14 protein-coding genes are annotated in these 18,765 nt (G+C 74.4%); 9 read left to right on the top strand and 5 right to left on the bottom strand.

What is annotated here, in order from left to right; genetic code table 11:
• Positions 1–2: 2 nt before the first annotated feature.
• A complete protein-coding gene (locus tag AB0910_RS03910) occupies positions 3–2,018 on the bottom strand; it encodes an anthranilate synthase family protein (RefSeq protein ID WP_366742898.1) in 2,016 nt (671 codons plus the stop codon).
• Positions 2,019–2,433: 415 nt separating this feature from the next.
• Between AB0910_RS03910 and AB0910_RS03905 the strand changes: the two genes are divergently transcribed.
• From AB0910_RS03905 to AB0910_RS03895, 3 genes are all read left to right on the top strand, one after another.
• Complete coding sequence (locus AB0910_RS03905) at positions 2,434–3,633, top strand: malic enzyme-like NAD(P)-binding protein (protein WP_366742897.1); 1,200 nt, start codon at positions 2,434–2,436, stop codon at positions 3,631–3,633.
• Positions 3,634–3,781: 148 nt separating this feature from the next.
• A complete protein-coding gene (locus tag AB0910_RS03900) occupies positions 3,782–4,996 on the top strand; it encodes a 3-deoxy-7-phosphoheptulonate synthase (RefSeq protein ID WP_366742896.1) in 1,215 nt (404 codons plus the stop codon).
• Between the two features lie 89 nt (positions 4,997–5,085).
• Positions 5,086–5,760: an isochorismatase family protein gene (locus AB0910_RS03895; protein WP_366742895.1), complete on the top strand. Its 675-nt coding sequence runs from the start codon at positions 5,086–5,088 to the stop codon at positions 5,758–5,760.
• 132 nt (positions 5,761–5,892) lie between these two features.
• On the opposite strand, the gene AB0910_RS03890 is transcribed toward AB0910_RS03895, so the two are convergent.
• Positions 5,893–6,651 carry an SDR family oxidoreductase gene (locus AB0910_RS03890; protein WP_366742894.1) on the bottom strand — a complete coding sequence of 253 codons (759 nt, stop codon included), beginning with the start codon at positions 6,649–6,651 and terminating at the stop codon, positions 5,893–5,895.
• Between the two features lie 235 nt (positions 6,652–6,886).
• Between AB0910_RS03890 and AB0910_RS03885 the strand changes: the two genes are divergently transcribed.
• From AB0910_RS03885 to AB0910_RS03875, 3 genes are all read left to right on the top strand, one after another.
• Positions 6,887–7,564 carry a helix-turn-helix domain-containing protein gene (locus AB0910_RS03885; protein WP_366742893.1) on the top strand — a complete coding sequence of 226 codons (678 nt, stop codon included), beginning with the start codon at positions 6,887–6,889 and terminating at the stop codon, positions 7,562–7,564.
• Positions 7,565–7,594: 30 nt separating this feature from the next.
• Positions 7,595–8,398, top strand: a complete 804-nt coding sequence (locus tag AB0910_RS03880; protein ID WP_366742892.1) for an SDR family NAD(P)-dependent oxidoreductase — start codon at positions 7,595–7,597, stop codon at positions 8,396–8,398.
• A gap of 241 nt (positions 8,399–8,639) precedes the next feature.
• Positions 8,640–11,234, top strand: coding sequence for an ATP-dependent Clp protease ATP-binding subunit (locus AB0910_RS03875; RefSeq protein WP_366742891.1), 2,595 nt, complete (start codon positions 8,640–8,642; stop codon positions 11,232–11,234).
• An 88-nt stretch (positions 11,235–11,322) separates the two neighbouring features.
• Here the strand turns inward: AB0910_RS03875 and AB0910_RS03870 are convergent, their stop codons facing one another.
• Positions 11,323–12,582, bottom strand: coding sequence for a four-carbon acid sugar kinase family protein (locus tag AB0910_RS03870; RefSeq protein WP_366742890.1), 1,260 nt, complete (start codon positions 12,580–12,582; stop codon positions 11,323–11,325).
• Positions 12,583–12,807: 225 nt separating this feature from the next.
• Between AB0910_RS03870 and AB0910_RS03865 the strand changes: the two genes are divergently transcribed.
• Positions 12,808–14,328 carry a PLP-dependent aminotransferase family protein gene (locus AB0910_RS03865; protein WP_366742889.1) on the top strand — a complete coding sequence of 507 codons (1,521 nt, stop codon included), beginning with the start codon at positions 12,808–12,810 and terminating at the stop codon, positions 14,326–14,328.
• A gap of 27 nt (positions 14,329–14,355) precedes the next feature.
• Here AB0910_RS03865 and trpC read toward each other — a convergent pair whose 3' ends face one another.
• On the bottom strand, positions 14,356–15,186 hold the full coding sequence (trpC, locus tag AB0910_RS03860) for an indole-3-glycerol phosphate synthase TrpC (protein WP_366742888.1): 831 nt from the start codon (positions 15,184–15,186) through the stop codon (positions 14,356–14,358).
• Between the two features lie 356 nt (positions 15,187–15,542).
• Between trpC and AB0910_RS03855 the strand changes: the two genes are divergently transcribed.
• Positions 15,543–16,850, top strand: coding sequence for a glycosyltransferase (locus AB0910_RS03855; protein WP_366742887.1), 1,308 nt, complete (start codon positions 15,543–15,545; stop codon positions 16,848–16,850).
• Between the two features lie 147 nt (positions 16,851–16,997).
• Here the strand turns inward: AB0910_RS03855 and AB0910_RS03850 are convergent, their stop codons facing one another.
• Positions 16,998–17,549: a TetR/AcrR family transcriptional regulator gene (locus AB0910_RS03850; RefSeq protein ID WP_366742886.1), complete on the bottom strand. Its 552-nt coding sequence runs from the start codon at positions 17,547–17,549 to the stop codon at positions 16,998–17,000.
• 120 nt (positions 17,550–17,669) lie between these two features.
• Here AB0910_RS03850 and AB0910_RS03845 point away from each other — a divergent pair, with 120 nt between their 5' ends.
• A complete protein-coding gene (locus AB0910_RS03845; protein WP_366742885.1) occupies positions 17,670–18,719 on the top strand; it encodes an aldo/keto reductase in 1,050 nt (349 codons plus the stop codon).
• Positions 18,720–18,765 lie beyond the last annotated feature (46 nt).

Raw genomic sequence — 18,765 nt, 5'->3', positions numbered from 1 at the left:
GGTCAGGCGATGTCCGCGGTGACCGGAGGGACGAGCAGGCCGTTCACCAGATCGTGCAGGATCGCGAAGCCGTCTACGCTCAGCACCGATTCGGGGTGGAACTGGACCGAGCTGAAGGTCGGCCCGCGAAGGGCGTGTACCTCGTCCGTGACGGGGTCGCGGCTGACCTCCACCGGTCCGCCCGCACGTGGTGGGCTGAGCGGGCCTGGTCCGGCCTGGGCGGCGAAGCTGTTGTAGAAGCCCACCCGGCGTGCTTGCCCGAACAGGTCGATCTGTCGTTGCCTGCCCTGGTGGGGACGGGCCTTGCGGACAAGGGCGAGGCCCAGTACCCCGGCGAGCACCTGATGGCCGAGGCAGACGGACAGCATAGGCCGACGTGCCCCCAGCAGATGGCTCGTCACGGCGCGCAGGGAGGCGATCTTCGGCTCATCCACCGCGCGTGGGTCGCCCGGGCCTGGGCCGACGATCACCAGGTCGTATCGGTCCAGCGGCGCCAGGGGCCGGGGGGACGTGAAGCCGGTCCACCGTTGGATGACCGGTGTCAGCCCGAGCTCGGTCAGCTGATGTGTGAGCATCGTGGTGAAGCTGTCCTCGCCGTCGATGAGCAACACGTCGCCGGACAGCGCACCCGGGCGCGGCCGGTGAGCCAGAACCGCCCCGTCGGGGGCCGTGCTGGTCCAGAAGGGCGCCAGCGACATGTTGCGGCGCAGGAGGGCGGCCTGGACGCGGGGATCGCCCGCCAGACTGCGCGGCGGCGTCATGCGGACGGTGCCGGCGTCACGGGCGGCGGCGGGACCGGGGTCGCCGCGTACGGCTGCCAGTAGCCCGGCCGCCTTCGCGTGTGTCTCGGCGACCTCGGCCTCCGGATCGGAGTGTCTGACGAGAGTGGCTCCAACTCCCATGCGCAGGCGACCCGACGTGTCGATGTCCGCGGTCCGGATGAGGATCGTCGAGTCCAGCAGGCGATTGCCCTCGCCGTCGCTTCCCACGACCGCGAGCACGCCGCTGTAGTAGCCACGGCCCCCCGGCTCACGATCCTTGATGACCCGGCAGGCGCTCTCCAGCGGGCTGCCGGTGACGGTCGGCGCGAGCAGTGTCTCCCGCAGGATCTCTTGAACCGGCCAGTCGCTCCGCCCCTCGATGAGGTACTCGGTGTGCGCGAGCCGGGCCATTTCCTTGAGGAAAGGTCCGACGACGCGCCCTCCTCCCTCACAGATGCCGCCCATCATCTTGAGTTCCTCGTCCACCACCATGAAGAGCTCGTCGGTCTCCTTGCGGTCCTGGAGAAAGTCGAGGATCCCGGTCGCGGTCGGTCCGCTGTGGGGGTAGCGGTACGTACCGCTGATGGGGTTCATCACCACCTGACCGCCCACCGCGCTGATGTGACGCTCTGGGGAGGCGCCGACGAAGGTGTGTTCGCCGGTATGGACGAGAAAGGTCCAGTACGCGCCGCGCTCCCGGGCCAGCAGCCGCCGGAATACCGAGAGCGCTGCGCGCGGCCCGTAGTCCGCCACCTCCGCCACGAAGGGCCGCTCGATGACGAAGTTGGCACCCCGGCCATCACCGATGTCCTCGGCCAGGACGGTGCGCACCAAGTCGGCGTACGCCGCGTCGTCCACGGTGAACCGCGCGTCCCGAAGCGTGAGGGCATCGTCAGGCAGGCGGTCAAGCGCGACGGCCACGTCCACGGTCTCCTGGCGCAAGATACGCATGACCAGCAGAGGCGCGCCGTCGTCCACGCAAGCCAGACCTCTCTCGGCGATCTGGCGGAACGGCACGACAGCCAGTATCTCGTGCGCGGCGCCGTCCTCCGCGGAGAACGGCGCTCCGCCGGACGGCAGATCCGCCAGGGACGGCGCTTCGCCGACCTCTCCCGCCAGAACCTCGATCCGGCCTACGGGTCCGCTGTCCGGGCGGTGCAGCAGCGCGTAACCGCCCGGGACCCCTTCTGGTGCGAGCAGCTCGTCGAGCAGTGCGCTCGACGCGTCGCCGCCCGGCGGCTTGACGCTCGCGATCATGGCTCCTCCTGCCAAGGGTTCCTCAGTGTGCCGACGTCCGTGTGCACACGTGCTCCCCGGCTTGCTTCCCGCACTGCGGGGCCGGTGAGACGAATGGAGTCGGCGGGTTGACGACCACGTTCTCTGACCAGGGCGGGAGCCACAACTACTCGTCCGCGCGGGGCGCGACGACACAGAGTGGTGAGTGGGTCATCGGCCCCACGGGGCCCACCCACACGAGTAGTACCGGGCATCGGCGCCTGTCCTTAGGGTCGAAGGGACTGCCGCGCCGGCGGCCCCGAGGCCGGCACGGCTCCGGGCGCCGCGAGCCACTGTGGTCCCCGCACCTCTCTCGGCCGGGCGTCACCGTCCCCGCCGAAGCGCGCGCGACACCAGTCGATCACCAGCTCACCGAACCCGTCTGGGAGGCAGTCCAATGTCGGTCGTTCATCAGGGCCGCGCCGAACAACTCACCGAGGCCGAGATCTTCCGGGCGCACCGGGGCGGCAAACTCCGGACCCTCGTACCGGCCTCCCCGCTCGACGCCCGGAACCTGTCGGCGATCTCCACTCCCGGTGTCGCGACGGTCAGCCGGGCCATCGCGGAGAACGTCGAACTCGCCGCTGAGTACACCTGGGCCCACCGGCTGGTCGCCGTGGTCAGCGACGGTACCGCCGTCCTCGGCCTGGGCGATGTCGGCCCCATGGCGGCGCTGCCTGTCATGGAGGCCAAGGCGGCCCTGTTCAAGGCGCTCGGCGGGCTCGACTCGATCCCGCTCGTGCTGAAGACCCGGGACGTGGACGAGATCGTGCGCACGCTGTCACTGCTGCGCCCCTCCTTCGGCGCGGTCAATCTGGAGGACGTCGCCTCACCCCGCTGCTTCGAGCTTGAGGCCGCGCTCATCGAGGCGTTGGACTGCCCGGTCATGCACAACGACCAGCACGGCACGGCCATCGTGGTGCTGGCCGGGCTGCGCGGTGCGGCCGCCTTGCTGGACAAGCCGCTGAACACCCTGCGCGTCGTGGTCCACGGCGCGGGTGCGGCGGGTACCGCCTGCGCTCGGATGCTGGTGGCCGCGGGAGCTGGAGAGGTGACTGTCCTGGACTCGCGCGGTGTGATCCATCCGGGACGCCCGGACCTCACACCCGCCAAGGCAGAGCTGGCCCGGCTGACCGACCGCCCGGGAGCCCGCGACGGGCTGTCGGACGTCCTCCCGGGAGCCGATGTGTTCGTGGGGGTCTCATCGTCGGCCGTACCCGAGGAACTGATCGCGAGCATGGCCCCGCGGTCGGTGGTGTTCGCCCTGTCCAACCCCGTGCCCGAGATCGCCCCCGAGCGAGCCGCGCGGCACGCAGCCGTCGTGGCCACAGGACGCAGCGACGTGCCCAACCAGATCAGCAACCTGCTGGCATGCCCGGGGCTCTTCCGCGGCGCGCTGGACGCCGGGGCACGCAAGATCACCGAGCCGATGATGCTCGCCGCCGCCGATGCCATAGCCGCGGTCGCCATGGAGGACCTCGCCGCCGACCGCGTTGTGCCGAGTGTCCTGGATCCCCGGGTGGCACCCGAGGTGGCCGCCGCCGTCATCGCCGCCGCCGAGCCGGGACCGCTGCGGGGGCCCCGGGCCGGCGACTGACCGGGCAGGGACCGAGACTTCCGTGATCGATTGGCGGCAGCCCAGGCCCACAAGGGCGAGCCAGACTCCCCGGCAGGACGCCAAGCACAGTCCGCCACGCCCCCGCCCCACCAACCTCCGAGGACTGGAAGTGCACATACCCACCGCCATGCGAGCCACCGCCGGCTCGTTCAACAGCCGTGTGCCGACCGATGAGTTGTCCAGGTACTCAAGGCTGCCCGCCGAGCAGCAGCCCGACTGGGGAGACCGCTGGCTCGTCGACAAGGTCAGGACCGACATCGCCGCCATGCCGGGCCTCGTTCCCTGGAAGGAGGTGCGCCAGCTCCGTGCCCTCCTGGCCGAGGTCGCCCACGGGCGTCTGCTGGTCGTGCAGGCCGGAGACTGCGCCGAGGACTTCGAGTCGGGCACGCCGGAGAGGGTTTCCCGCAAGGTCGGCCTGCTGCACGCACTCGCGGGGGTCCTGCAGCTGAACACCGGCTTTCCGGTCGTCCGAGTCGGCCGTATCGCCGGGCAGTTCGCCAAGCCCCGGTCCCGTCCGACCGAACGGGTCGATGGCGTCGAGTTGCCGGTCTTCCGCGGTCTGGTCGTCAACGCGCCGGAGCCCGAATCCGTCGCACGCCGCCCCGACCCGCTGCGGCTGCTCGCCGGCCACCGGGCGGCCCGGGAGACGATGCTCGCCCTGCGCCACCGGGTGGACAGTTGGACCCCGCTGCCCGAACCCCCGGTGTGGACCAGCCATGAGGCGCTGCTGCTCGACTACGAGCTTCCTCAGTTGCAGCGGTCGGAGGATGGCCGCACTCTTCTGACGTCGACTCACTGGCCGTGGGTCGGTGAGCGCACCCGCGATCCCGAAGGCGCGCATGTGCGGCTGCTGGCCGACGTGGTCAACCCTGTCGCCTGCAAAATCGGGCCCGGATGCGAGCCGGACGCCCTGCTGCGAATATGCGAACGGCTCGACCCCCAGCGCGAGCCGGGCAGGCTCACGCTCATCGCCAGGTTCGGGGCGGGCAACGCCCCGGGGCGGCTTTCGGAACTGGTTTCCACGGTGCGAGCAGCGGGGCACCCGGTCATCTGGCTGTGCGACCCCATGCACGGAAACACCGTCACCTCGCCGAGCGGCGTGAAGACACGGCCGGTATCGGCAATCGCACAGGACCTCGGTGAATTCCTCGCCGAGGTCCGCCGGGCCGACGGTGTGGCGGGGGGCGTCCACCTGGAGACGACGCCGGACGACGTGACGGAATGCGTGCCGGACCCGAGCGCTGTCGCGCAGGCCGGGCGCGACGGCGCGTACACCACGCTGTGCGACCCCAGGCTCAACCTCCATCAGGCTCTCCACGTCGTCTCGCACTGGCGACCGTGAGCCGCCGTTCCCACCGAGCGGCACAACCACCACGGCTGTACGGCAGCTGTCCCCACGCCCCGGAAACGACACCTCTGTGAGGACTTCACGTGAACATCGGCCCCATCGACCCGTACCCCATGCCCACCGAACGTGATCTGCCCGAGACACGCGTGCCCTGGGTTCCCGACCCGGCGCGGGCCGTCCTGCTCATTCACGACATGCAGCGGTACTTCCTGCGCCCCTACACCGCCGACGCGTCTCCCGCGCAGGACCTCCTGCACAACTGCGGTCTGCTGCGAACACGCTGCGCACAGCTCGGCGTGCCCATCGCATACACCGCGCAGCCTGGCGACATGACCGAGCAGGAACGCGGATTGCTCAAGGACATCTGGGGCCCAGGAATGCATGCCGACGAGGAAGATCGACGTATCGTCGACTCCCTGCGGCCTCGCACCCGCGACACGGTCTTCACCAAGTGGCGTTACAGCGCGTTTCATCGCAATGATCTCTTGGGGACACTGCGCAGGACCGGCAGGGACCAGCTCATCATCTGCGGTGTGTACGCGCACGTAGGCTGTCTGATGACCGCGGTCGACGCGTTCTCGCACGACATCCAGACCTTCCTGGTGGCCGACGCGATCGCCGACTTCTCCCTCGCCAACCACCGCGCCGCCCTGTCGTACGCGGCCGACAATTGCGCCGCCGTGTCGACGACCCGTGATCTTCTGCTCGACCTGGCAGCCGCAGGACGGGCCGCCGCACCGTCCCAGCAACCCGCTTGACCCTCCTGCGCCGGACCCCGCGGTCTTCCCGCGCACGGAGGCGTCGGGGCTCCGGACGCAACGGCCCCTGAGGCGTGTGACCGCTGCCGGCCGGCGTGGGCGCCGGGGTGCCCGTCCGCCCCGCCGCGCCGGTCAGCGCGTCTGCTCCGTGGGGCGTACGAGCATCTCGTTGAGGGCGACGTGGCGCGGCCTCGTCACCATGAAGACGACCGCGGCCGCGATGTCCCCGGGCTGCAGCAGGCCGTAGCCGGTGGGGCTGGTCGCGTCCGGGGCGTGGGGGCGGCCGCTCGTGGTCAGCTCCGTGACGACGATGCCGGGCTCTACCACGCCCACCCGGACGTGCCGCCCGGCGAGTTCCTGCCGCAGCGCCTCGGAGAAGGCGCCGACCGCGTGCTTGGTGGCCGCGTACACATTGCTGTCGGGCCCCGGCACCCGGCGGCCCGCGATGGAGCTGACGGTCACCAGGTCGGCGACGCCGCGCGGCGCGGTGTCCGCGGCGCGCGCCAGGTGGGGCAGGGCCGCGTGGGTGGCGTTCAGTACGCCGCCGACGTTGACGTCGACCGTGCTGTGCCAGTCGGCCAGGTCGGCGCCGAGCGCGGGCCCCCAGGTGCCGCTGCCCGCGTTGTTGACGAGAATGTCAATGCCGTTGCCGCCGCGTTCGGCCGCCGCCTCGACCGCGGCGCGCACCGCGTCCGCGTCGGTGACGTCGGCCTCGTACACCTCGGCGCGCCCGGCGCCGCGCGCGTTGATCGCCTCGGCCAGGCCGGTGAGCCGGTCGCGGCGCCTGGCCAGCAGGGCGACCGACGCGCCCTCGGCGGCGAGCGCCTCCGCGACGGCGGCGCCGATGCCGCTCGACGCGCCGGTGACGACGGCTGTGGTGTCCTTCAGCACGCTCGGGTCCCCTCTTCGCTACGGGTCGGGCGGCGCGCCCGTCGGCCGCGCCGCTCCTGCCACCAGGACCGGCTGCCACCGGGGCGCATGCCGCAAACCCCGGGCCCGGCGCGCAGCCGCGAGGGCGGGCGGGCGGTCCGCTCCCTAGACTGGGACAAGCGGAGCAGCGTCCGGTTGACCCTGCGGCGGCTCCGCGCCCGACGCCCCGACGCCCCCGTACACCAGGAGGAACCGCATGCCCCGCCCACTCCGCGCCGACGCACAGGCGAACCACGAGCGGCTGCTCGACGTGGCCGCGCGCGCCTTCGCCCAGGACGGCGCCGACACGTCGCTGAAGGCGATCGCCGCGGAGGCGGGGGTGGGCATCGGCACCCTGTACCGCAGGTTCCCCACGCGGGACGACCTCATCGAGGCCACGTACCGCAGCGAGACCGCAAGGCTCTGCGCCTCGGCGCCGCGGCTGCTCGCCGAGCACGAGCCGAGGACGGCGCTGCGCCGGTGGATGGAGGCGTTCGTGGACTACATGCTCACCAAGCGGGGCATGGCGAACGCCCTGCCGGGGATCCTCGCGGCCCGCGAGGGGCTGCGCCTGCAGAGCCGCGCGGCCCTGGGCGAGGCGGCCACGGCGCTCATCGAGGCCGGGGTGGCGGCCGGGCGGCTGCGCGGGGACGCCGTCCCCCACGACGTCCTGATGGCGCTCGGCGGCATCACCCTCATCAGCGGCCACGAGGACCGGCGCGACCTCGCGTCCCGGCTGATCTCCCTGCTGCTCGACGGCCTGACCCCGGCGGCCGCGGAGTCCTCCGCCGGGCCCGACGAACCCTCCGCGGCCGCCGAGTCCGCCGGGACCAGCCGGACCAGCCGGACCAGCCGGACCAGCCGGACGAAGGAAAGCGGAGCCGACTCCGATTGATGGTAGAGTAAGCGGAGTCGGCTCCGATAAATGCTCGGGGCGACCTCGATCCAGGAGAAGGGCGCAGCCATGGGCAAGGCACTGGACGGAACCGTCGCGCTGGTCACCGGCGCGAGCAGCGGCATCGGCGCCGCCACCGCGCGGCGGCTGGCCCGCGAGGGGGCCGCGGTGGCCCTCGTCGCCCGCAGGGGCGACCGCCTCGCCGAAGTGGCACGCGCCATCGAGGCGGAGGGCGGCACGGCGAGCGCCGTCGTCGCCGACATCACCGGCAGGGCCGGGGCCACCGACGCGGTCGAGCGAGCGGTCGCCGCGTTCGGCCGCCTCGACACGGTCGTCAACAATGCCGGGGCCATGCTGGTCGGGCCGTTCGCGGACGCGCCGGACGGCGAGTGGGAGCGGATGGTCGACATCAATGTCCTCGGCCTGCTCTACGTGACGAAGGCGGCGCTGCCGCACCTGGTCGAGGCGGCAGGGCAGGAGCCGCGGCGCACCGCAGACGTGGTGAACATCAGCTCGTCCGCCGGGCGGGTGGCCCGTCCCGGCACGGCGGTCTACAACCTCACGAAGTTCGGCGTGAACGGCTTCACCGAGGCGCTCCGCCAGGAGCTCCAGCCGCTGCGCGTACGCGTCAGCGTGGTCGAACCCGGCAATGTCGACACCGAGCTCGTCTCGCACATCCGCGAGGAGCTGCGCGCGGGCGTCGAGGCGCAGACCGGCGCGATCGAGCGCCTGCGGCCCGAGGACATCGCCGACGCCGTCGCGTACGTCGTGACGAGCGCGCGGCGCGTCGCCGTGAACGAGGTCTTCGTCCGCGCGGCGGACCAGAGCTGGTAGGCCCCGGCGCGCGGCGGCCCGGGCATGCGGCCCACCCCCGACCTGGCGGCGCACGGACTTGGCCTTGGGCCCGACTCCGAGGTCCGGCGTGCGGTGACAGTTCGAACGACGAGGTCGGAATGGGGCACATGGGCACCAGACTGCGGGGGTATGTCCGGGCGGTTTTCGGGAACGCGTAGGCGTGCCCGCCGCCCGTGGGGCGGTCGGCGCGCGTACTGCACGCACGACGGATGGGACGGCCATGAGCAACGGTTTCTCGGGTCCGGGGGCGTACGGTCCTGACCCGTTCGGAGATTTCCTCTCACGCTTCCTCGGGGGCGGCGCCCCGCGGGGGCCGCAGCCCGTCGACATCAGCAGGCTGATGAGCGAGCCGGCGCGCCGGCTGGTGGCGGAGGCCGCGACCTACGCGGCCGAGCACGGCAGCAGCGACCTCGACACCGAGCACCTGCTGCGGGCGGCCCTCGGCACCCAGCCCACCCGGGGCCTGCTGGAGCGCTCAGGGGTGGACCCCGACCGGATCGCCGACGAGATCGACCGGCGGGTGGGGCCGTCGGAGACCGGCGAGGACGACCTGCCGGAGACGCTCGCGGTGACACCGGCCGTCAAGCGGGCCCTGCTGGACGCCAAGGAGCTGGCGCGGACCCGCGGCGCCGGGTACATCGGGCCCGAGCACGTCCTGGCCGCCCTCGCGGGCAACCCGGACTCCGCGGCCGGCCACATCCTGCACTCGTCGCGCTTCGCGCCGGGCCAGGTGCCGCCGCCCGGCGCCGGCGCGCCCGGCGGCCCGGCCGGCGGGCCCGAGCCGCGCCGGGCAGGGCCCGCGGGCGAGGGCAGCACGCCCACGCTCGACCGGTACGGACGCGACCTGACCGCGCTCGCCGCGCAGGGCCGCGTCGACCCCGTGATCGGGCGGGACCAGGAGATCGAGCAGACCGTCGAGATCCTCTCCCGCCGCGGCAAGAACAACCCGGTCCTCATCGGCGAGGCGGGCGTCGGCAAGACCGCGATCGTGGAGGGCCTGGCCCAGCGGATCGCCGACGACGACGTGCCGGACATCCTCGCGGGCCGCCGCGTGGTCGCCCTCGACCTCAGCGGCGTCGTCGCGGGCACCCGCTACCGCGGCGACTTCGAGGAGCGCCTCAACGCCATCGTCTCTGAGATCCGCGACCACTCCGACGAACTGGTCGTCTTCATCGACGAGCTGCACACGGTCGTCGGGGCGGGCGGCGCGGGCGGCGGCGGGGAGGGCGGCTCCATGGACGCGGGCAACATCCTCAAGCCCGCGCTGGCCCGCGGCGAGCTGCACGTCATCGGCGCGACCACGCTGGACGAGTACCGGCGCTCCATCGAGAAGGACGCCGCGCTCGCCCGCCGCTTCCAGCCGGTGCTTGTCCCGGAGCCGACGGCGGCCGACGCCGTGCAGATCCTGCGCGGGCTGCGCGACCCGTACGAGGCGCACCACCAGGTCAGGTACACCGACGAGGCGCTGCTCGCGGCCGTCGAGCTGTCCGACCGCTACCTCACCGACCGCTACCTGCCGGACAAGGCCATCGACCTGATGGACCAGGCGGGGGCCAGGGTCAGGCTGCGCAGCCGCACGAAGGGCACCGACGTGCGCGCCATGGAGCGCGAGATGGAGCAGCTGACCCGGGACAAGGACCAGGCCGTCGCCGCCGAGCAGTACGAGCGCGCGATGGAGCTGCGGGACCGCATCGGCGAGCTGGGCGGGCGGATCGCCGCCAGGTCGGGTGAGGCGGACCCGGCGGGCGGTGAGACCCATGTCGTCGAGGTCACCGCCGAGGACATCGCCGACATCGTCTCCCGGCAGACCGGCATCCCGGTGAGCACCCTCACCGAGGAGGAGAAGGACCGCCTGCTGGGTCTCGAAGCCCATCTGCACGAGCGGGTGATCGGTCAGGACGAGGCGGTACGGGTCGTCGCCGACGCGGTGCTGCGCTCCCGCGCGGGCCTGGCCGGCCCCGGCCGCCCGACCGGCAGCTTCCTCTTCCTCGGCCCGACCGGCGTCGGCAAGACGGAGCTGGCGCGCGCGCTCGCCGAGGCGCTGTTCGGCAGCGACGAGCGGATGGTGCGGCTCGACATGAGCGAGTACCAGGAGCAGCACACCGTGAGCCGCCTCGTGGGCTCCCCGCCCGGGTACGTCGGCCACGACGAGGCGGGCCAGCTGACCGAGGCGGTGCGCCGCCACCCGTATTCGCTGCTGCTGTTCGACGAGGTGGAGAAGGCGCACCCCGACGTGTTCAACACCCTGCTCCAGGTGCTCGACGACGGCCGGCTCACCGACGCGCAGGGGCGCACGGTCGACTTCTCCAACACCGTCGTGGTGATGACGAGCAACCTGGGCTCGGAGCGGATCTCGGGGCGCAGCACCCCGCTCGGCTTCGGCGCGGGCGACGGTGAGGCGGAGGAGCAGGCGCGGCGCGAGCGGATGCTGCGACCGCTGCGCGAGCACTTCAGGCCGGAGTTCCTCAACCGCATCGACGAGATCGTCGTCTTCAGGCCGCTCTCCGACGAGCAGCTGCGGCGCATCACGGACCTGCTGCTCGAAGAGACCCGCAGGCGGCTGCACGCGCAGGACATCACGATCGCGTTCACGCCCGAGGCCGTCGACTGGCTGGCCAGGCGCGGCCACCAGCCGGAGTACGGCGCGCGGCCGCTGCGCCGCACCATCCAGCGCGAGGTGGAGACCCCGCTGTCGCGGCTGCTGCTCGACGGCACCGTCCCGCGCGGCAGCCGGGTCTTCGCCGCGGTCGCGGGCGACGCGCTCTCCTTCGAGGAGGCGCCAGGCCCTGCGGCGGACGGTTCCCCGGGCGACTGAGCCGCCCGCCGGGCAGCCCGGCGGGTGCTCGCGCCGGCCTGCGGGGCCGGTGCCGCAGAAGTCCCGGGGGCGATGGGGGACAGGGGGGTCACGGGGTCCTTCCGGTGAGCGCGGCGGCCGCGGCGACCAGGCTCGACGGGTCGCCGAAGCCGCCTGCCTTGCTGATGACGCGGCGGGCGCAGGGGCCCTCAAGGGTGCCGAGCGCAATGCCGGGCGCGATGCTGCCGGCGACGCGCAGGGCGGGAGCGCCGAGGGCGAGCGCGACCGCGCGCGCCGTGTCCCCGCCGCACAGCACGAGCCCGAGGTCGGGCAGGGCGCGTGCGCAGGCGGCGCCCGCTTCGGCGAGGGCGCGCAGGTGCCGCTCACCGTCCGGCTCCCCGGGCGCGGGCGCGGTGCGCTCGGGGGTGACGAGGGCGACCGTGTCGTGCGCGCTGAGCAGCCGCCGTACGGCCTGCGCCGTACCGCCGCGCTCCCCTGCGGCGTCGGCCGCCTCGGTCACCACGACCGGCACGCCGTGCGCGCGCAGCCGGTCGACCTGGCGGCGGGTGGCGGGGTGGAGGCTGCCGACGAGGACGAGCGCGCGGCCCGGTTCGAGGGCGGCGTACGCCCCGGGCGGCGCCGGTACGAGCGCCTCCCACAGGCCCGGGCTCCCGCACACCACAATGCGGTCGAGCACGCCGCGTACCGCCCGGGCCGCCTCGGCCAGGTCCCCGTCCGACGCCGCGTCCACCACGAGGGCGCGCGGCGGGCCGGCAGCGGCGCGGGGGCCGAGGGCGGCGGCGAGCGCGTCCGGCAGCGCGCCGGGGGCGACGCCGGACGCGGCGAGGCCGGCCCCGGCGAGCAGCGCCACCACGGACGGATCGCGTACCGGGCGCACGGGGTCGCGCCCCGCGGGCCCCTCGTGCACGGGGAGTCCTTCCGCGTACTGGCGGCCGCCCACGGTGTGCCTGCCGTACGCAGGGTAGGCGGGCGCGACCACGGCGACCCGGCGGTCGCAGGCCCGCAGCACCGCCGCCAGCTCCGCGGGCCAGTTGCCCCGCAGGGAGCTGTCCATCGTCTTGTAGACGCCGAGCCGCCCGCCGCCCGCCGCGGCTGCGAGGCGCCGGGCGGCCCGCGCGTGCAGGGCCGCGGCCGCGCCGGGCGCGAGAGCCCGGGTGTCGAGGTCGAGGCACGGCCACGCGCCGCCGCCCCGGGGCGGCGGGGCGTCCGCGTCCAGCACCACCGACGCGGCGCGGCCGCTGTCCGCGAGCCGGCCCGCCGCCTCCGCTGCGCTGGTGAGGTCGTCCGCAAGCACCGCGAACGGCACGGCGCCCGGCGCGTGCGACGCCGTGTCCCGCCGATCCGTCATGACACTCCCCTCCCGCCGGCCAGGCGCCGGACGCGTCCGCGCGGGCGAAGGCCGCACGGTCCGCACCGTACGCGGGGCCCGTGCGTGCCGTGCGCAGGCCCTGCCGCCCGCCGCGCACGCCCGGTGGCGCGTGCGCGCGGGCCCGCTCCAGCCTGGTTGGGCGGGGGTAGCCTGCGGCAGGGCCACTCGCCGCGGCATGCGGCACACCACTCACCCGGAGGACCCGTGGGACCCGAGGCAGCAGGACCACGGCGGGCGCACCACCCGGACCGCCAGGCGCCCCGCCCCAGCGGCCAGGCGCGCCGGGGCCGCGCCCGCGTCGAGCAGGGCCTCGAACCGCTCGCGGCCGCCGGCGTCCCGCTCCCCGTCGTGGCGCGGCCGGGCGAGACCCTGTCGGACACCCTCGTCGGCCTGCTGGCCGCGGCGATCGGCAACGGCAGGCTCGCGCCCGGCACCCGCCTGCCGTCCACCAGGGCGCTGGCCGCGTCCGCCGGCGTCTCCCGCAACGCCGTCCTCGCCGCCTACGCCGTGCTCGCCGAGCGCGGCCTCGTCGACGGCCGCCACGGCAGCGGGAGTTACGTACGCGCCGGGGAACGGCGGCCGCACGCGCGCCCGGTGCCCGACGGCGCGCCCTGGCTCGGGCGGCTCACGCCCGTGCCGCAGAGCACCGGCGGCGGCAAGCCCGCCCTCGACCTGCGGCTGCGCACCCGGCCCGCGGCCGTCCTGCCCGCCGCCTCGTGGCGCCGCGCCTGGCGGGCCGCGGCCCACCGGCGGCTCGCTGCCGGGTACGGGGACCCGGCGGGCGAGCGCAGGCTGCGCGCCGCGCTCACCGACCATCTGCTGTCCAGCCGCGGTGTGGCCGCGTCCCCCGCCGACACCGTCGTGACGGGCGGGGCGGCCGAGGCGCTCGGCCTGCTGCTCGGCGCGGTGGTGCGCGCGGGCGACCGGGTCGCGGTGGAGGAGCCCGGCTATCCGCCGTTCCTGCGCATGGCGCGCGACCGCGGCGCCGCGGTCGTGCCGGTGCCGGTGGACGGCGAGGGGCTGCGCGTCGACCTCGTACGGCGGCTGAGCCCGGCGCCGAGCGTCCTGCTGCTCACGCCCGCCCACCAGTTCCCCACGGCCGTGCCGCTCTCTGCGGCGCGCCGCCGCGAACTCCTCGCGTGGGCGCGGCAGAAGGGCGTCCTGCTCATCGAGGACGACTACGGGGGCGAGTTCGACGCGACCGGGCTGCCGCCGCTCGCGGCCCTGGACCGCCACGGCTGCGTCGCGTACGTCGGCACCCTCTCCCGGCTGCTCGCGCCGTCCCTGCGCGTCGGCTGCCTGGTGGCGCCCCGGCCGCTGGCCGCCGCGGTGGCGGGGCTGCGCGGCGCCACCGACGCGTACCTCAACCTGCCGGTGCAGCAGGCCGTCGCCGAGCTGTTCGCGACGGGCGAGGCCACCCGGCAGCTGCGCAGGGCGCGCAGGGCCGTGACCGCGCAGCGCGCGGCGCTGCGCGAGCGGGCACGGCCCGGGCTGCTGCGGGGCCTCGACAGCGGCCTGCACGTGCTGCTCCCCGCGCCCGACGCAGCGACGGAGGCCGCGCACGCGGACGCCCTGCGCGGCCAGGGGCTGATCGCCGACCGGCTCGGCGCGTACTGGCACGGGCGGCCGGCCGCGCACGGCCTGCTCCTCGACCACGCGGGCGTCTCCCCCGCCGAACTGGCCCGCGTGGCGGAGGTGTTGAACCGGCTGCCGGCCCGCGCGTGACACGCGGGGCGGCAGCCGGGGCGCGGCTCAGGCCCCGTCCGCGGCCCGCGCGTCCGCCGTGTCTGCGTGGTTCGCGTTGTCCGCGGTTTCGACGAAGGTGCGCACCGACGTCCTCGGGTCCCCCGAGCGCACCAGCGCCTCGCCGACGAGCACCACGTCGGCGCCCCAACTCCGGTACTCCGCCACGTCGTCGGGGCCCGCGACCCCGGACTCCGCCACCCGCACCCGGTCGGCGGGAACCAGCGGGGCGAGCTCGCGGAAGACGGTACGGTCGACGGTGAGGGTCGTGAGGTCGCGCGCGTTGACGCCGAGCACCTGGGCGCCGGTGGCGACGGCCCGCTCCACCTCCTGCGCCGTGTGCGACTCGACCAGCGGTGTCATGCCCAACTCGCCGCACAGCGCGACGAGTTCCTTGAGCTGTACGTCATCGAGCGACACCACCATCAGCAGCACCAGGTCGGCGCCGTGGGCGCGGGCCTCCCACACCTGGTAGGGGTCGACGACGAAGTCCTTGCGCAGCACCGGCACACCGACCCGCTCGCGCACCGCGTCCAGGTCGGCGAGCGACCCGCCGAACCTGCGCCGCTCGGTCAGCACGCTGATCGCGGCGGCCCCGCCCGTCGCGTACTGCTCGGCGAGCGCGGCCGGGTCGGGGATGTCGGCGAGGTCGCCCTTGCTCGGGCTCCTGCGCTTGACCTCGGCGATGACCGACACGCCAGGCGCACGGAACCCGGGCAGCGGGTCGAGCGCAGGCGGGACGTCCGCCGCACGGGCCCGCAGCTCCGCCAGGGGGGTCTGCCGCCTGCGCTCATCGAGGTCCTCGCGCACTCCCGCGAGGATGCCGTCCAGCACGCTCATTCTCGTTCCTCCACTTCACGGCACTTCACGGCCTGTCCGTATTCTCCGCCCGCGCGGTGCGCCGCGCGGGCGGCGGGGGTCGTGCCGGGTGCGGGGCCGCGCCGTGCGGGTACGGGAGGGCGTCCGGGGCGCCCCTCTCCCCCGCCACCCTCGCTCCGGCAGCCACCGCCGCCACAGGGCCACTTCCCCGCCCCCTGGCGGAGCCACTCACCCGCTCCCCCGCCGCCGCCCGGGCCTTCGCGGGGACCGGCCGCCGGGCGGCCCGTCCCCCCTGAACACCGGGCCGTGCCCGTCCGTGTAGCCGGTGAAGAATCCGACCGCGCCCCCGGGCGCCTCATGGAAGGTGGCACCGCCCCATGGCACACATCATCGTCGCCGCTTCGCCCATCTACGGACATTTCACCCCAATGCGGGCCGTCGCGGCCGACCTCGTACGGCGCGGCCACCGGGTGACCGTGACCACCGGGTCCGTGTTCCGGGAGGCGGCCGAGGCGACAGGCGCCCGGTTCGTCCCGCTGCGGGGGCGCGCCGACTTCGACGGGGGCGCGCTGCCCGAGCTGTTCCCCGAGATGGCCGACATCCCGCCGGGCCCCGAGGCGCTCGGCTTCGGCCTGCGCCACCTGTTCGTCGACCCGATGCCGGACCAGCACGCCACGCTGCAGGCGCTGATCGCCGAGGCAGGGGACGAGCCGGTCGCCGTGGTCCACGAGACCGGGTTCACCGGCGCGTGGCCGGTGCTGCACGGCGCGCCGGGCGTGCGTCCCGCGGCCGTCACAGGCGTCGGCGTGGTGCCGCTGACGATCAGCAGCGAGGACACGGCGCCGTTCGGCCTCGGGCTGCCGCCGGACTCCTCGCCCGAGGGCAGGCAGCGCAACCGCGCCGCCAACAAGGCTGTGCAGGAGCAGGTGTTCGGCTCCACCCAGGCGCACACCGTCGAGGTGCTGCGCTCGACGGGCGCCACCGGCACGCCGCCGTTCCTGCTCGACGGCATGGCCCGGGTGCCCGACCGGTTCCTCCAGCTGTCCGTCGCGTCCATCGACTACCCGCGCGGCGACCTGCCCGACTCGGTGCGGTACATCGGCGCGCTGCCGAGCGGCGCGCGCGAGCAGGGCCCGCTGCCGGCCTGGTGGGACGAGGTGAAGCGGGCGAAGAGGGTGGTCGTGGTGTCCCAGGGCACGGCGGCCAACACCGATTTCACCGAGCTGGTGCAGCCGTCCCTCGACGCGCTCGCCGACCTCGACGCGCTGGTGGTCGCGACCCTCGGCCGCGCGGCGGAGCTTGACCGGGTGCCCGCCAACGCGCGGGTGGCCGAGTTCATCCCGTACGACCTGCTGTTGCCGCACACCGACGTGCTGGTCAGCAACGGCGGCTACGGCGGCGTCCAGCAGGCGCTGGGCCACGGGGTCCCGATGGTGCTCGCGGGGCTCACCGAGGACAAGACGGAGGTCACCGCGCGGATCGCGTGGACCGGCGCCGCGGTGAACCTCGCCACCCAGCGCCCGGAGCCCGCCGAGGTCAGGAAGGCCGTCGACACGGTGCTCGCCGACCCGTCCTACCGCGGCTCGGCCGGTGCGCTGGCCGCCGAGTACGCGGCCCACGACCCGTTCGACGCGATCGAGCGGACCGTCACGGAACTGCTGTCCGCCCACGCGGCGCGGCGCTGAGGCGGCGGCGCGGCGCGCCCGGCGGGGCGCGCCGCGAGGACGCCGCGCGGCGGGGCGCCGCCACGTCGGGCGCCGTCCTCCGGGCGGGCCCCGGGCGGGCCCCGGGCAGGTCTCCGGGCAGACCCCGCGCGGGTCTCCGGCGCGGCCCTACGGCCGGAAGCCCCGGATCGCCAGTTCCAGCAGGCGCTCCGCCTGAGCCGCGCCCTCCGGGGTGCCCGGCGTGCGCCACAGGCAGCTCAGCAGCATGACCACGTCGACCGGGTCGATCCCCGCGCGCACCTCGCCCGACCGCACACAGGCGTCGAGGAGCTCACCGACCGCCGCGGCCACAGGCGGCCAGGAGGCACTGACCACCTCCTGCGCGGCCGCCGAGTGCAGCGCCTCGCCCAGGCCGTGCTTGATGCGCACATAGTCCGCGAGCGTGGTGAACCACCGCCGCAGCGCATCCAACGGCGCATGCGCGGCAAGGACCCCGGGCACCGAGGCGACAAGCCGCTCCACATCGTGCCGGTAGACCTCCAGCATCAGCGCCTCCCGCGTCGGGAAGTGCCGGTACAGCGTGCCGGGGCCGACACCCGCACGCTTCGCGATCGAGTTGAGCGAGGCATCGGGGGACTCGGCGAGCGCGTCATGGGCGACTTCGAGGATCACCTGCCGGTTCTTCAGCGCGTCGGAGCGCTGCGGCGCTGCGTCGGACATGGACCCTCCTGAGCTGCGGGCGGTGACCCGTTTGCGATACGGAGAGTTCTCCACTAACGTCGCAGAGGTCGGGCGGAGATCTCTCCGTTTGGCTTCCTCCCCCATTGTAGGAGTCCTCCCGTGCGCTATCTCAAGCTCGGCCGCACCGGCCTCGACGTCTCCCCCGTCGCCATCGGCGCCATGACCTACGGCGAGCCCGACCGCGGCCACCCCGTCTGGTCGCTCGACGAGGAGGCCGGCCGCCCCCTGATCAGGCACGCCCTGGAGGCGGGCATCAACTTCTTCGACACCGCCAACCTCTACTCGTACGGGTCGAGCGAGGAGATCCTCGGCCGCGCGCTGAAGGACTTCGCCCGCCGCGACGAGGTGGTCGTCACCACCAAGGTCCGCCACCCCATGCGCCCCGGCAGGCCCAACAGCGGCGGCCTGTCCCGCAAGGCGATCATGACCGAGATCGACGCGAGCCTGCGCCGCCTCGGCACCGACCACGTCGACGTCTACATGATCCACCGGCTCGACAACGGCACCCCGCTCGAAGAGACCCTGGAGGCACTGCACGACGTGGTGAAGTCGGGCAAGGCCCGCTACCTCGGGGCGTCCTCCATGCACGCCTGGCAGTTCGCCAAGGCGCTCCACCTCCAGGAGCGCAACGGCTGGGCCCGCTTCGCCGTGATGGAGGACCACTACAACCTCCTCGCCCGCGAGGAGGAGCGCGAGATGCTACCGCTCTGCGCGGACGAGGGCGTCGCCACCGTGGTGTGGAGCCCGCTGGCCCGCGGCCGCCTCGCCCGCCCCTTCGAGCAGGCGAACGCCGGGGAGCGCGCGGCCACCGACGGCGGCTACGCCGATCTGCTCTACCGCGCCGACGCGGAGAGCGACCGGCGGATCATCGACGAGGTCGGCGCCGTCGCCGAGGCGCGCGGCGCCACCCGCGCGCAGGTCGCCCTCGCCTGGCTGCGCCGCAACCCCGTGGTCGCCGCGCCCCTCGTCGGCGCCCGCACGGTCCGGCAGATCGACGAGGCGGTCGCCTCCCTCGGCCTCGACCTCACCGACGAGGAGGCCCGCCGCGTCGAGGCCCCCTACACCCCCCGTTACGACTTCCAGGGCATCTCCGACGACCGGGAGATGGACCGCATCAAGGCGATGATCCCCGGCTACGCCAACGCCTGACCGGCCGCGCACCTGGCCAGGCCGGCCACCGGCGCGGACCGGCCCC

It is taken from the genome of Streptomyces sp. NPDC047002 (assembly GCF_040704505.1).
Lineage (GTDB): Bacteria > Actinomycetota > Actinomycetes > Streptomycetales > Streptomycetaceae > Streptomyces.
Note: the sequence above shows the minus strand (reverse complement) of the source record. Positions and strands in the feature narration are given on the sequence as shown.